Genomic DNA, 15,175 nt, shown 5'->3' on the forward strand with positions numbered 1-15,175 from the left:
ATCAACCTTTGAAGGAAGAATCTCTTACGATAAGGTTGGTTTTTATTTCTATTGTTTTTGTTATTAGCGCATCATTCGGATGGTCTATTTCATCAATTAAATAGTCCACCGCAGTTCTACCAATGCGTTCACCAGGCTGGTCTACAGTGGTTAAATTAGGAACAATTATTTTAGAATTTACCGAGTTGCTAAAGCCAACAACGGCAATTTCTTCTGGAATTTTTATGTTGAATTAGTTAAAGACGTTACAACCATTGCCCAAAAGTTTCGCATACCTATAGTTGCGATTTTTGGTAAATTGGATTTAAATGAAGCGCAAATCCAAAAAATGGGCTTAGAAAATGCTTTTCAAATATATGACCCTGAAAAAGGAGTTGCCTATAGTATGGAAAATGCATCTAAGCTTGTTGAGGACGTGCTTTTTCAGTTTTTTAGCAAGAAACACTCCTTATAAACCAGTATTAAATAAATTTAATACTTAGATAAATTGTTGGCTTTATAATTAAATGTATATTCTACATTTAATTATAAAATTATGTTAACGCTTGCCAAGCATTTGATAGGTTGCCATATTTTTAGCGCAACCAAAAATTCATCAATCCAAATAATCAAATGCAAAAATCTTTTTTAACAGTAGTATTTTTCCTTGGTATTTTTTCATTTTCTAATGCTCAAGACTTTTTAATAAAAGGAAAAATAGTAGACTTGGATACGCAAACGCCCTTAGAAGCCACTACAATTTATGCCGAATCTATTTTAGATAGTACACTTATAGCTTATAGCATAACAGATCAAAATGGGTTATTTGAGTTAGAAGGAAAAACAAGTTTAAGTAAGTTTAATGTATTCTTTTCATACAACGGTTACAAAACTTTAAAGATGACCCTTGAAAGGAAATCTCTTATCAATTTAAATACTATTCAATTAGAGGAGCAGTTTGAAGAATTAAAAGGAGTACAAGTATCGGGCGAGAGAGTGCCTATAACTATAAAAAAAGATACTTTAGAATTTAATGCAGATTCGTTTAAAACACGACCTGACGCCACCGTTGAAGATGTGCTAAAAAAGCTCCCCGGAGTAGAAGTTGATAGTAATGGAAAAATTACCGTTAATGGTAAGGAGGTTAATCAGGTACTAGTAAATGGCCAAGTTTTCTTTAGTAACGATCCTAAAGTTGCAACTAAAAGTCTGCCTAAAGAAATTATTAGCAAAATTCAAATTACCAATACCAAAACAAAGGAGCAGGAATTTGCTGGTGAAGATGGAGACGGAGAAACAAAAACCATCAATCTTACAATTAAAGAAGACAAAAACAAAGGCTATTTAGGAAGAATGGCTGCTGGTTATGGTACAGATGACCGATATCAGGCTAACGGACTTTTAAATTATTTTAATAATAAAAAGCGCCTGAGTGTTATAGCAAGCACCAATAATATTAATAATGCAGGATTTTCTTTTGACGAAATTTACGATATGGTAGGTAACTCAGGAGGGAGAGTGTCATTTAATAGCAATGGAGGTTTTGAAGTTGGCGGTTTGTCTTTTGGTTTTGGCGAAGGAATTACCACTTCCTCAACTGTGGGAGCTAGTTATGCCGATCAAGAAAAAAATAAATATGAAGTAAGTAGTAATTACTTTTTCTCGTATAGTGATTCTTATAATGACCAAAAAACATTCAGGGAAAACATTCTGCCAGATGGTAGTTTTTTCACCAACACCGAATCTAATTTTAGAGGAAGCACTAATAGTAATCAAGGTGGAGCAGATTTGGAGTTTGATATTGATAAAACACTACGAGTTTCAGTAGAACCATCATTAAGTATTAATAGAACAAATTCTGCTAATTATTCCAACACAACATCAAATGATGAGGATGGAGCATTAATTAATAGTAATGAAACCGCAACAATAAGTGATGGCCAACAAAGGAATTTTTCTAATAGAATGACCATTTTTAAAAAATTAGATACTATTGGTAAATACATTCGCTTTTCTTTTAGAAATAATAATTCAGAAAATATAAACTTCGCTAATTTAAATTCTCTACGTGAAATTTTCGGTGCTAACCCAAGTGAAGAAACTTTAGATCAAATTACAGATTCTAATAATAAAAACGATTCTTATGAAATTGGAGTAAGATACAGACAACCGTTAGCAGATAAAATTTATTTAGATTTTGGTTATGAATATCAGAATAACCAACGCAACAATAAACGATCTGTGTATGATTTTGATGCGATTACAGATGATTATACCAATTTTAATCAAAGTTTAAGTTCAGATTTTAGATTTAATACCGAGCAGCAGACTCCTTCATTACGCTTTAATAGTGACCGGGAGAAGTTTCGTTTGAGAATAGGAGTTGATTATACAGCTACTAACCTGAACAATAGGGATTATTTGCAAAATACTTCGTTTTCTAAAAATTATAGTAATGTGTTGCCTAATGCGAATATTTCGTATACCATAGATAAATCTAAAAGACTTGGATTATGGTATAATTCTGACTTAAATATTCCATCAGTTAATCAGTTACAGCCTATTCCTAATGTTTCAAATCCTTTAAATATTATTGTAGGTAATCCAAATTTATCACCTTCAGTAAATCATAGGATAAATATTAATTATAATGATTATAATTGGAAAGATCGTACCGGTTTTTTTATGTACGCAGGTGCAACAATTGAAGACAATAGTGTTTCTTCTGTAACCACAACAGATGAAGATTTTTTAAGAACTACCACTTATGCAAATATTGATGGAAATTTAAATGGGTATGGAGGTATGCAGTACTCTAAGGAAATTAAAAAAGACAGTGCTTATTCCATTAAATTCAACATAAGACCCTATGTCAACTTTAATAAGCGTGTAGGTTTTACCAATGGTGCGCGATTAGAGTCTAAAAACCTTTCTTTTACGCCAAGAGTCTCCACCACCTTAAATTTTAGAGAGCTGGTCGAAATAGAACCAGTTTATGCAATTACCTTTAATCAAACAAAATATAATATTGACGGATTTGATGATATAAATTTTATTGTTCATAATCTACAGTTTAAAACTACCACTTATTGGCCCGAAAATTTAATTTGGGGTAATGATATTACGTATAGTTATAATGGTAATGTAGGGCCAGGATTTGATAAAGATGCTGTTTTTTGGAATATGAGCTTAGGTTGGCAATTGTTGGATAAAAATGCCACTATAAAAGTTTTGGCGTATGACTTATTAAATCAGAATATTAATACTAGAAGAACCTCCGGAGAAGACTTTATTCAAGATTTTCAAGGCACGGTATTGCAACAATACTTTATGCTCAGTTTTAGCTATAAGTTCGATCAATTTGGAGGTAAGAAGTCACGAGGAAATGGTGTCAGATTTATGTAGTCTATCCTCTAAGGTACAAATATGGTTATTGTATTTGTTTCATAGACTATTTCATTATCGATACCTATAATTGTAATTTGCGCAATATCTTTTTCAATTCCGCAACAATAATTGCCTTCTCCAATTTTTTCAACTGCAATTAAGGTGCTAAAATTAATTTCGGTCCCAATTTGAAAAGTATAATTGAAAGTTTCAGATGTGGTACTAGGTATAATTATAGCTATAGTACCATCTGTTTCAGAAAATGATTCAAAGGAAATTGTGTTTTCATTTTGGTCTACAATGTTAATATCGCCTTCAGAAAAAGTATTATTTGCTACTAAATTTTCGTTAGTATTTTTATCAATTAACCTAATATATACTTTTTCAGCATAACACGTTATTGCACTACAATCTTCAGTAGCATCATTTTCGCACTGCATTAAAAAAATAGAAATAGGAAGAAAGCAAAGATACTTTAGCAAGACAATTTTATCTTAAGATGTATTTTTTAACGAATGGTTGCTTTTTAACTATTAGGTTGTTACCATCCTCCAGAAGCTCCACCGCCTCCAAATCCGCCGCCGCCGAATCCGCCACCAAAGCCTCCGCCACCAGAACTGCCTCCGCCAAATCCTCCAGAGCTGCTTCCGCCACGACCCATATTGCTGAGAATAATGGCGTCCCAAATATCAAAACCACCAGATCTATTACCTCTGTTTCCTCCACCGTTTCTTCGGTTTTTGTTGGAGAGGATAATAATGATGATAATAAAAATTATAAAAGGGAAGATGCTTTCAAAAGGAAAAGAATTGTTATTGAAGTTGCGGTCTTCTTTAAATTCTCCCATTAAAACACTAAAAATGGCATCTGCACCACGATCTAAACCAGCATAATAATCGCCTGTTTTAAACTCAGGGATAATTACTTGTTCTATAATTCGCTTAGACATCGCATCAGTAAGTGATCCTTCAACTCCGTACCCAGTATTAATGGCTACTTTTCTATCGTCTTTAGCTAAGATTAATAAAACACCATTATCTTCATTAGCCTGGCCAATACCCCATTTTTGTCCCCATTGTGCTCCTAAAAAGTTAATTTCCTCGCCTTCGGTAGAGCTTATGATAACGACCACAATTTGTGTTGAGGTGCTATCAGCGTATTTTTTTAATTTTTGGGTTAAGCTAGTTTCTTGGGTATCCGAAAGTAAATTTATGTAGTCGTATACACCTTTTTGCAAGCTAGGTTTGTCAGGAATTTTAAATTGTGAAATCCCAAATGCATAAACGCATAAAAACAGAATTAAAAGACTACCCTTTAGATACTTCATTGCTAAGTTCATTAGTATCGTTATGTTGCCAAGGGAAGTGATTTTCAAGCTCTTTGCCCGCTTTTAGCACCCCATCGATTATTCCTTGTTTAAAATTATTTTGTTTAAACTGCTGCTCAATAGCATCTTTAGTGGTGTTCCAGAAATTTTTAGGCACAACATTATTGATTCCTCGATCGCCATAAATAACAAATTTTTTGTCATGAACAGCAACATATATGAGTACGCCATTTTCTTCTTTGGTGTTATCCATTTTTAGAAAATGAAAAACTTCTTGAGCTCTTTTAAAAGGCTCAATTTTTGAATGAGCTTCAATATGAACGCGAATTTCACCTGAAGTATTTTTTTCAGCCTCAATAATAGCCAGAACAATTTCTTGTTCTTCTGCAGCTGTTAAAAAATCTTCAACTTTAGACATTTAAAATTCTATTTAAAATCAAAATTCACATCAGGAGCATTTTCAGCACCTGCGTTTGCAGAAAACAATGACATTGCGTCAAAATTAGCGATACTAGCAATAATATTGGTAGGTATTTGCGCTATTTTAATGTTGTATTCGCCAGCTAAATCGTTAAATCTATTTCTCTCAACATTAATTCGGTTTTCGGTACCTTCTAATTGGGATTGTAAGTCTAAAAAATTTTGATTGGCTTTTAGTTCTGGATAACGTTCTACAACAACCATAAGTTTGCTAAGTGCACCTGTTAATCCGCTTTGTGCATCTTGGAATGCCGCCATTTTTTCTGGCGTTAAATTATTGGCATCAATAGTCGTTGAGGTAGCTTTTGCGCGTGCTTCAATCACTGCGGTTAGTGTACCTTTTTCAAAATCTGCGGCACCTTGCACTGTTTTTACTAAATTGCCTATAAGATCACTACGTCTTTGATATGAACTTTCAACATTAGCCCATTGCTTCGTAGCTTGTCCCTTCATATTTACTAGTGTATTGTTAGTATTTACATACCACATTCCTAGAATGGCCATTACAGCAATTACTACAATAATCCCTATTAGTCCTTTTTTCATTTTATTAGTGTTTTTTGGTTTGTGTTATAATTGATTTTTAATTTTTATTAACTCTGCTTTTACACCTTCTAATTTTTGAATGATATCAAAAGTTGATAGCGTTTGGCTTTTATTCTCTTTTAAATGTGTTTTCGCACCATCAAGAGTAAAACCGCGTTCTTTTACCAAATGAAAAATTAATTGTAAGTTTTTCACATCTTGTGGCGTAAACTTACGATTGCCTTTGGCATTTTTCTTAGGTTGTAAAACATCAAATTCTTTTTCCCAGAATCTTATTAACGATGTATTTACGTTAAACGCTTTGGCGATTTCGCCAATTCCATAATATCGTTTTTCAGGTAGCTCTATGTGCATTAATCCAGAGATTGGTTTTCTTGACTTGCTGTTTTCAACATATTTTCGAATTCTTCGGCGGTTAAACTTCCATAATAGAAATTTATAGGGTTAATACGTTCGCCGTCTTTAAAAATTTCGTAGTGTAAATGCGGGGCCTCGGATCTTCCTGTGCTTCCAACAAATCCTATTAAATCGCCACGTTTAACCATTCGGCCAGCCGTAACATTGTATTTGCTTAAATGAGCATACAAGCTTACATAACCAAAACCATGGTCTATTCTAATATGATTACCATAACCAGAAGAATTACTATCGGCTCTAGTTACTTTACCATCGCCAGTAGCATATATTGGGGTTCCCTTAGGAGAGGTAAAATCCATTCCCCAGTGCATTTTTCTAGCTTTTGTAAATGGGTCAGAACGCCAACCGTAACCAGAAGCCATTCGTGTAAGATCTTCATTGCTGATAGGCTGTATTGCCGGAATTGCTGCTAAAAGCTTTTCTTTTTCTGCTGCTAGTTTGGTAATTTCATCTAGTGATTTTGATTGTACTACCATTTCTTTCTGAATGATATCCATACGTTTGGTTGTGGCAATAATCATTTCAGAATTATTAAATCCTTCTAATGATTTATAACGGTTAACACCACCAAAACCAGCTTTTCGTTGTTCATTTGGAATTGGATTTGCTTCAAAATATAAACGGTAAATATTGTTATCTCGATCTTCTATATTGGCTAATACTTGTTCTACTTGTTCCATTTTCTTATTTAACAACTCAAACTGCAACTCGTAATTACGCACATCGCGCTGTAACGATAGCTCTTTGGGAGTATTAATAAAACTGGTGTTTAAAAGTATAGTCAATCCTAATAATCCAAATAAAAATGAACCTAGTAAAAACAGACTTATATTTCTGTATTTTCTAGATTTTTTAGGTTCTATTTTGCGATACGAAAGCGTATCTGGATCGTAATAATATTTTACTTTAGACATAAATGGATTTATCCTATTTTTGTGCTCTCAAATTAAGGTAACAAACAAATATAAAAATAGTTTTGCACAAACCGTTAAATTTATCAAAAGCTTAAGTTTTTGTCCATAAAATGGTTCTTCTGTTAGACTAGAAAAAAAGTAAAATGTTACAATTTTTTGAAAACTTTAGATAAAGTAACTAATATTAGCTTGCATTTAAAAGCATTAAACAAATACAAATGAAATCTCAAGAGATACGGTCAGAGTTTTTAGAATTTTTTAAAAAGAAACAGCATAAAATAGTCGCTTCGGCACCAATGGTTATTAAGGACGATCCTACCTTAATGTTTACCAATGCTGGAATGAATCAGTTTAAAGAATTCTTTTTAGGTAATACAGAACCTAAATATGCCCGTATAGCCGATACACAAAAATGTTTACGCGTAAGTGGAAAGCATAATGATTTAGAGGAAGTTGGTAAAGATACGTACCACCATACCATGTTCGAAATGTTAGGAAATTGGAGCTTTGGTGATTACTTTAAAAAGGAAGCTATTGCTTGGGCTTGGGAGTTTTTAACTGAAGTTTGTGGTATTGATAGAGACACTTTGTATGTTACTGTTTTTGAAGGAAGCAATGATGCAGACAATTTAGAAAAGGATGTCGAAGCACTAAATTTATGGAAAGAAATAGTGCCAGAAAGTCAAATTCTTTTCGGAAATAAGAAAGATAATTTTTGGGAAATGGGTGATCAAGGCCCTTGTGGTCCTTGTTCCGAAATACATGTGGATATAAGGTCTGCGGCAGAAAAAGCAAAAATTTCAGGTGCCTCATTAGTAAATAATGACCATCCACAAGTGGTAGAAATTTGGAACTTAGTTTTTATGCAATACAATCGTAAAGCTAATGGACAGTTAGAATCATTACCCGCTAAACATGTAGATACTGGAATGGGGTTTGAACGCTTGTGTATGGTTATGCAAGGCGTACAATCTAATTATGACACCGATGTTTTTACCCCAATTATTCGTGAGATTGAAACGATTACGAACAGTTCGTATGGTAAAGACGAGAAAGTTAATATTGCCATTCGCGTAATTGCAGACCACATTCGTGCCGTTTCTTTTTCTATAGCAGATGGGCAATTACCAAGTAATACGGGGGCTGGCTATGTTATTCGTAGAATTTTGCGTAGAGCTATTCGCTATGGTTTTACCTTTTTAGATACTAAAGAACCTTTTATGTTTCGCTTGGTAAATGTGCTTAGCGATACTATGGGTAAAGCGTTTCCAGAATTAAAAAGTCAAAAACAATTAATAGAGAATGTTATTAAAGAAGAAGAACACTCTTTCTTAAAAACATTAGATCAAGGGTTAGTTTTATTAGATACCATCATTTCTAACAATAAAGGAAACCAAATTGATGGTAGAAAGGCATTTGAATTATATGATACGTATGGTTTTCCAATAGATTTAACGGCACTTATTTTACAAGAGCGCGGTTTAACATTAGATGAAAAGGGATTTGATGTTGCTATGCAGGAACAAAAAGATCGTTCACGATCGGCTTCAGAAATTTCAAAAGAAGATTGGACAGTATTATCTAAAGATTTAGAACAAGAATTTGTTGGTTATGATCTTTTAGAAACCAACGTAAAATTGGTTAAGTATAGAAAAGTAACTTCAAAAAAAGATGGAGAACAATATCAATTGGTATTTAATTTAACTCCTTTTTATCCTGAAGGTGGTGGTCAAGTAGGAGATAAAGGTTATCTAGAAGCTGCAAATGGCGATGTTATTTACATTTTAGATACTAAAAAAGAGAATAACGAGATTATTCATTTTGCTAAGAATTTACCAAAAAACACAGCAGAAACTTTTAAAGCAGTTGTTGATGAAAAGCAACGTCGTAGAACAGAAGCGAACCATACAGCTACCCATTTATTGCACCAAGCATTAAGAGAAATATTAGGAACCCATGTAGAACAAAAAGGATCTGCAGTGCATTCTAAATATTTAAGATTTGATTTTTCTCACTTTTCTAAATTAACAACAGACGAGCTGAAAGCTGTAGAGAATTTTGTAAATGCACGAATTGATGGAAACTTGCCATTAGAAGAAGGTAGAAATGTGCCTATGCAAAAAGCCATTGAGCAAGGAGCAATGGCATTATTTGGAGAAAAATATGGCGATGCGGTACGCACCATTCGTTTTGGACAATCTATAGAGTTATGTGGGGGAACCCATGTAAAAGCAACCGGAGATATTTGGCATTTTAAAATTAAATCTGAAGGTGCAGTTGCCTCAGGTATTCGCAGAATAGAAGCAATTACTTCAGATGCAGCAAAGGAGTTTTATTTTGAAAGTAATAAGACCTTATCTGAGGTGAAAGATTTATTGAATAATACGAACGATCCTGTTAAAATGGTGACGTCGTTGCAAGAGGAAAACGCCAAACTTAAAAAAGAAATAGAATCTCTTTTAAGAGATAAAGCAAAAAATTTAATAGGCGACTTATTAAATGAAATTGAAACTATTAACGGAATAGATTTTCTTGCAAAAAAAGTAGATTTAGATGCTGCAGGCATTAAAGATTTATCTTTTGAAATGGGAAGCAATAAAGACAATTTATTCTTGTTGTTAGCAGCTGAAAATGAAGATAAGGCATTGTTATCTTGCTATATTTCTAAAGAATTAGTGGCTAATAAGGATTTAAGTGCGGTTACTGTAGTGCGTGAATTAGGAAAGCACATCCAGGGTGGTGGAGGTGGACAACCATTCTTTGCCACAGCGGGTGGTAAAAATCCTGGTGGAATAGCTGAAGCATTAAATAATGCAAAAAGTTACGTAGTATAAACTGTGTTGCTTTTTTCTAAGGTAAAATTTCGGAATATCTGCTTTAGTGATTTTACTGATTGAACTGAAGAAAAATTGTATTGAGAATCATAAAGATTAATATGGTTCTCGATGCAATTGATATTTTATAATAATTTAAATATCAATCACTTGAACAGAATTTAGTTCAAAAATAAACATTATCAACTAATACCTAATACCGGAAATTTGAAACTCCAAACACAAATTCCTTTAGCAAAAGCAAATAATCAAATTGACTATAATAGTCAGTTACTGCTGCTTGGGTCTTGTTTTGTAGAAAATATTGGAGACAAATTAGCGTATTATAAATTTCAAACGGTTCAAAATCCGTTTGGAATTTTGTTTCATCCCTTGGCCATTGAAAAGTTGGTTTCTAGAGCAATACATCAAACGGTATACACAGAAAAAGATGTGTTTTTTTTAAATGATAAATGGCAATGCTATGATGCGCATTCTGATTTATCTGCGGTATCAAAAGAGTTGTTGTTACAAAACTTAAATCCAGCTTTAGAAAAAACCAAAAAACAGCTTGAATGTGCGTCGCATATTGTAATTACTCTAGGCACTGCTTGGATATATGAAATAAAAGAAATAGGGCAAGTAGTTGCGAACTGCCATAAAGTTCCTCAAAAGGAATTTGTTAAAAAATTACTTGGTATAGATCAGATTCAAAATAGTCTGATGGCTACCATTGAGCATATTCAATCTATAAATAAAAATGCTCATTTTATTTTCACGGTTTCTCCTGTTCGTCATTTAAAAGATGGTTTTGTTGAAAATCAATTGAGTAAATCGCATTTAATCACGGCTTTACAACATATTGTAGATATTTCGTCTTTGTCGAAAAAGGAGTGCTATTTTCCGAGCTATGAAATCATGATGGACGAACTTCGCGATTATAGGTTTTATGCGGAAGATTTGGTGCACCCAAATACAACTGCTATTCAATATATTTGGGAAAAATTTGTTGATGTTTGGATTAGCGGAAAAGCAATTCCTACTATGGCTAATGTTGAAGCAATTCAAAAGGCATTGGCGCATAAACCTTTTAATCCTGATGCTGAAAATCATCAAAAATTTTTAAAAACCCTTGAGGAAAAAATTCATTCGCTTCAAAAAACTTTTCCTTTTATAAAATTTTAATCAAAATAGGGCAATTGCCTTATTTACTGGCATGTAGTTTTTATAGAGTTTTGGTATAAATCAATTTAAACCTAAAATTTTATGAAAACAAAACTTCAATTTTTACTATTCGCAGCATTTCTTTTTTCGTTGACCACTACTCAAGCGCAGACGCTAGGTGAGTTTAAACCACTTGACGGGGGTTATAAAGCAAAGAACGTAACAGACGGTTCAAAGAAAATGTATGTTGCTAGTTTTACCATTAATTTTGAAATTTATAAAGAGGCAGTAGATGAAAAAAAAGCAGGTGGTTTTGGTAGAACTGTTAAAAATGCAGCCAAAGCCAAAGCAGCAGTAGGTTTATTAACTTTAGATAAAGAGGCAATCCAAGCCAAAGCAGATCAACTATACTCCGAATTTATAGCAGATTTTAAAAATAAAGGATACGAAATTATTTCATCAGAAGAAGCAGGAAAAACTGATACATATAAAGGTTGGGAAAAGGCTGTTGGCCCTGCTATTTACGAAACAGACATGACAGGTATTATTGCTGTAATTCCTACAGGATATGCATACTACTATAAAGATAGAAATGCTTTCTCTTCTAAACTAGGCGGATTTGATAAAACTGCACAGAACTTATCGCAAGATTTAGACGATGCATTAATAGCAGATGCCTCTTTATTGTATATTTTTTCAGCGGAAGGGAATGATTGGAATATTGGAAACCAAGCGAAAGTAAAACTCTTTGTTAATTACAGATTGGCCAATTTGTACACGATTACCGATGAAAAAACATCTTCAGGTATTACGAGTATGTTTGACAAATCTAAACAAGCCGTTGGCCTTTCTAGTTATGTGAATTTTACTCGTGGAAAACTAAAAATAGGAGGTAGTCCAGAATCAATATATTCTGGAGGAATAAAATCTGATTTAGAAATAGAGGGCGTGTTAGAAAAAGATAAGATAACGGCGTATTCTACACAAACTCAAGCTACGGCTACGTTATTAAATCCTATTGTTTCTATTAGAGGCGATAATTATAGTGAAACTACTAAATGGTTAGAGCCAGACGGTAAAAAGTATGCGGAAGGTATGTATTTAGCGGGTAGAAAATTCTTAGAATACCATACAAGTAATGTTTTAGGTAAATAATTGCGGATCTAAATAATGTAAAATGTCGAAGTGATTGAATACACTTCGACATTTTATTATAAATAATTTTTAAAGAATTATAGTATGGAGGGCACTACTGTTATTTTTTTTATTACGGTTTTATTGGCGCTTTTTATACGTTTTATATTTGTTCTTGAATCCCTAAAAATTAAACGTAGCCATCAGAAAATTGTAAAGGAATACGCGCTACATTTAAATACTCATCATCTTAAAGCTAAAAAACGAATAGCGAAATTGACTGTTTACGATTTTCAAAAGTATAATTTAAATGATGCCTTAAATATTCAAAATTTCGAGTAAATTAGATATATTAATGCATACTAACGCAATGCCAAAAAAATACGCTCTCCTCCCGATTTTTCTTTTTTTTGCATTCTCACTTTGTGGTCAAGCGACTTCATTGGATAGTTTGATTACAGTTTCAAAACAACAAAAAGGAGAAGCACTTGTCTTAACCTTAAACGAAATATCGTGGCAATACAGAAATATACAAGTAGACAGTGCCTTATGGTATGCCAAAAAGGCTTTTAAAGTTGCTGAATTGCTTGGGGATGAAAAGTTAAATGCTGCAGCTTTTAATAGCATGGCAAGTGCTTTTCAAGCCAATGCTGTTTATGACAGTGCTATGTATTATCACAAAAAAAGCCTGAAAATAAATAAAGGTATTGGCGATAGTATTGCCATTGGAAATACCTTAAATAATTTAGGAATTATTAATGATGAATTAGGCAATTTCGAGGCTTCTTTAGAAAATTATTTTAAAGCTTTACGTATTTACGAGAATAATGGGAATGATCAGAAATTAGTACCAATGGTACTAAGCAACATTGGTATTGTTTATAAAAAGCAAGAAGATTATGATAAAGTCTTACACTATTATCAGCAAGCTTTAGCTATTTATAAAAACAGTAATAATGTATTTGGTATTACCGTAACCACAGGGAATATTGGATCGGTTTATTTGCGATTGAAAAAATTTCAAGAGGCAATAACCTATGCTGAAAATGCTGCTCAAGGGTATCAGGAATTAGGATATACACGATATGTTCCTTATATGCTAAATAATATTGCGGTTGCGCAAGATAGTCTTGGGCATTTTGAGAAGGCCGAAAAATCTTATGAAAAAGCTATAGAACTCTTTATTAATGATGGTAATGATTATGAATTGGCAAATACCAGAATTGGATATGCTAAGAATCAATCAAATTTTAAACGCTATACTAAGGCTATAAGCGAATTGCAATTGGCACTTATTACCATCCAAGAAAAGGATTTTAAAGAATTTGAAATAAATGCACTCAAGCTTCTTTCAGAAATATATTTTAAAGAAGGCAATTTTGAAATAGCCTACACCACCCAACAAGAATATATAGAAAAAAAAGAAGCCTTATTTCAAATTGAGAAAACTAAATCCATTCTAGAATTAGAATCTAAATATCAATCAGCGAAGAAAGAAAAGGAACTTTCAGTTCAAAAGGCTAAGCTTGCTGAAAATCAATTAGAACTAAACAAGAAAAATTACATTATTTATAGCGTTTTAGGTCTTGCTTTTTTATTAGGATTAATAGGGTATTTGTTAAACGGACGACAAAAGCTTAAAAATAAACAATTGGTAAAGGAGGGAGAGTTAAAAACAGCTTTGGTGCAGATTGAAACTCAAAATCGATTACAAGAACAACGACTTCGTATTTCAAGAGATTTACACGATAATATCGGCAGTCAACTAACTTTTATAATTTCTACTATAGATACGTTACGCTATGGCCTAAAATCGGGAGAATCCGTGATAAAGGATAAATTAGGTGATTTAGGGGTTTTTACAAAAACAACTATAAATGAATTGCGCGATACTATTTGGGCTATGAATAAAGAAAGTATCACTTTTGAAGATCTTCAAAATAGAATAAACAACTTTATCATGACCGCTAATAAGGTTTCAGAGAAAATTAAATTTGATTTTGATGTTGATTCCGAGATAGAATCCAACTATACTTTTACAGCTATTGAAGGAATAAATTTGTACAGAGTTATTCAAGAATCGGTGAATAATGCATTAAAATATGCTTTTATAAATAGCCATAACAAAACAGATAAAATAGAAGTAAGCATCAACAAATCTATAGATTATTTTCATGTAGAAATTACAGATAATGGAGGCGGATTTAACCCAGCTAAAATGGCCATTGGTAATGGAATGGCCAATATAAAAAAGCGGGTAGAAGATATGAATGGGGTTTTGAATTTAAAATCTCAAATAGGACACGGAACCTCTGTGGAATTTAAAATACCTGTTAATCAAGATTATGAAAACTAAGATAGCCATAGTCGAGGATAATTCCTTTTTATTGAGAGCCGTAGAAGAAAAGCTAGGTTTTTTTAATGATATTGTTATTAAATGGAAGGCCGTAAACGGAAAAGAATGTTTGGAGAAAATTAATGAGGATCATCTTATAGATTTAGTCTTGATGGATATAGAAATGCCATTTTTAAATGGTGTGGACGCTACAGAAAAGATAAAGAAAAAATATCCTCAGATAAAGATTGTGATTTTAACGGTTTTTGATAATGACGAGAATATTTTTAATGCAATTAAGGCAGGTGCTGATGGTTATTTATTGAAAGATGTAGATCCAGAAAATCTTTATAAAGGGATTATTGACACAATGAACGGAGGGGCAGCAATGACCCCATCTATAGCATTAAGAACCCTTAAACTTCTTCGCAATCCAATAGATTTAAAAAGTATTGCAGAACAAGAGCAAGTATCCTTAACCAATAGAGAGGCAGAGGTTTTAGAACAATTAAGTAATGGACTTAGCTATACAAAAATAGCAGATAACTTGTTTTTATCACCAAGTACCGTTCGCAAGCATATTGAAAATATTTACGCAAAACTACAAGTGCACAGCAAATTAGAAGCCATACAAAAGGCTAAAAGAATCAATTTAATTTGATAAAAAACAATACTTTTG

The 15,175-nt window shown here is 32.8% G+C and carries 13 protein-coding genes and 1 pseudogene; 7 read left to right on the forward strand and 7 right to left on the reverse strand.

Annotation, left to right across the window (positions count from 1 at the left end):
- Nucleotide 1: 1 nt before the first annotated feature.
- Nucleotides 2-169, reverse strand: coding sequence for a substrate-binding domain-containing protein (locus B8963_RS06815; RefSeq protein ID WP_317043699.1), 168 nt, complete (start codon nucleotides 167-169; stop codon nucleotides 2-4).
- A gap of 81 nt (nucleotides 170-250) precedes the next feature.
- Between B8963_RS06815 and B8963_RS16065 the strand changes: the two are divergent.
- Both B8963_RS16065 and B8963_RS06820 read left to right on the forward strand, forming a co-directional pair.
- Nucleotides 251-454 (forward strand): annotated as a pseudogene (locus tag B8963_RS16065) (glycerate kinase); the annotation flags it as partial.
- A gap of 158 nt (nucleotides 455-612) precedes the next feature.
- The gene (locus B8963_RS06820) at nucleotides 613-3,384 is read left to right on the forward strand and encodes an outer membrane beta-barrel family protein (protein WP_084060639.1); all 2,772 of its coding nucleotides are present in this window, start codon (nucleotides 613-615) and stop codon (nucleotides 3,382-3,384) included.
- Between the two features lie 8 nt (nucleotides 3,385-3,392).
- Here B8963_RS06820 and B8963_RS06825 read toward each other — a convergent pair whose 3' ends face one another.
- The 6 genes from B8963_RS06825 to B8963_RS06850 all read right to left on the reverse strand — a co-directional run bounded on the left by B8963_RS06825 (nucleotide 3,393) and on the right by B8963_RS06850 (nucleotide 7,050).
- Complete coding sequence (locus tag B8963_RS06825) at nucleotides 3,393-3,806, reverse strand: hypothetical protein (RefSeq protein WP_084060640.1); 414 nt, start codon at nucleotides 3,804-3,806, stop codon at nucleotides 3,393-3,395.
- A 101-nt stretch (nucleotides 3,807-3,907) separates the two neighbouring features.
- A complete protein-coding gene (locus B8963_RS06830) occupies nucleotides 3,908-4,693 on the reverse strand; it encodes a TPM domain-containing protein (RefSeq protein WP_084060641.1) in 786 nt (261 codons plus the stop codon).
- Nucleotides 4,674-5,111 (reverse strand): TPM domain-containing protein, encoded by a 438-nt coding sequence (locus B8963_RS06835; protein ID WP_084060642.1) that lies wholly within the window; start codon nucleotides 5,109-5,111, stop codon nucleotides 4,674-4,676. The genes B8963_RS06830 and B8963_RS06835 overlap by 20 nt, the downstream gene beginning before the upstream one ends.
- A gap of 8 nt (nucleotides 5,112-5,119) precedes the next feature.
- On the reverse strand, nucleotides 5,120-5,719 hold the full coding sequence (locus B8963_RS06840; RefSeq protein WP_084060643.1) for a LemA family protein: 600 nt from the start codon (nucleotides 5,717-5,719) through the stop codon (nucleotides 5,120-5,122).
- Between the two features lie 24 nt (nucleotides 5,720-5,743).
- Nucleotides 5,744-6,073, reverse strand: a complete 330-nt coding sequence (locus B8963_RS06845) for a MerR family transcriptional regulator (RefSeq protein WP_084060644.1) — start codon at nucleotides 6,071-6,073, stop codon at nucleotides 5,744-5,746.
- The gene (locus B8963_RS06850) at nucleotides 6,073-7,050 is read right to left on the reverse strand and encodes a M23 family metallopeptidase (protein WP_084060645.1); all 978 of its coding nucleotides are present in this window, start codon (nucleotides 7,048-7,050) and stop codon (nucleotides 6,073-6,075) included. The genes B8963_RS06845 and B8963_RS06850 overlap by 1 nt, the downstream gene beginning before the upstream one ends.
- Nucleotides 7,051-7,268: 218 nt before the next feature.
- On the opposite strand from B8963_RS06850, the gene alaS reads away from it, so the two are divergent.
- The 5 genes from alaS to B8963_RS06880 all read left to right on the forward strand — a co-directional run bounded on the left by alaS (nucleotide 7,269) and on the right by B8963_RS06880 (nucleotide 15,157).
- Nucleotides 7,269-9,884 (forward strand): alanine--tRNA ligase, encoded by a 2,616-nt coding sequence (gene alaS / locus B8963_RS06855; protein ID WP_084060646.1) that lies wholly within the window; start codon nucleotides 7,269-7,271, stop codon nucleotides 9,882-9,884.
- 207 nt (nucleotides 9,885-10,091) lie between these two features.
- Nucleotides 10,092-11,048: a GSCFA domain-containing protein gene (locus B8963_RS06860; RefSeq protein WP_084060647.1), complete on the forward strand. Its 957-nt coding sequence runs from the start codon at nucleotides 10,092-10,094 to the stop codon at nucleotides 11,046-11,048.
- Nucleotides 11,049-11,129: 81 nt separating this feature from the next.
- Nucleotides 11,130-12,182: a hypothetical protein gene (locus B8963_RS06865; protein WP_084060648.1), complete on the forward strand. Its 1,053-nt coding sequence runs from the start codon at nucleotides 11,130-11,132 to the stop codon at nucleotides 12,180-12,182.
- A gap of 421 nt (nucleotides 12,183-12,603) precedes the next feature.
- Entirely contained in the window at nucleotides 12,604-14,517 is a 1,914-nt protein-coding gene (locus tag B8963_RS06875) for an ATP-binding protein (RefSeq protein WP_159447282.1), read from the forward strand.
- The gene (locus B8963_RS06880; protein ID WP_084060651.1) at nucleotides 14,507-15,157 is read left to right on the forward strand and encodes a response regulator; all 651 of its coding nucleotides are present in this window, start codon (nucleotides 14,507-14,509) and stop codon (nucleotides 15,155-15,157) included. The genes B8963_RS06875 and B8963_RS06880 overlap by 11 nt, the downstream gene beginning before the upstream one ends.
- Nucleotides 15,158-15,175 lie beyond the last annotated feature (18 nt).

This window comes from Cellulophaga tyrosinoxydans (assembly GCF_900176415.1).
GTDB lineage: Bacteria > Bacteroidota > Bacteroidia > Flavobacteriales > Flavobacteriaceae > Cellulophaga > Cellulophaga tyrosinoxydans.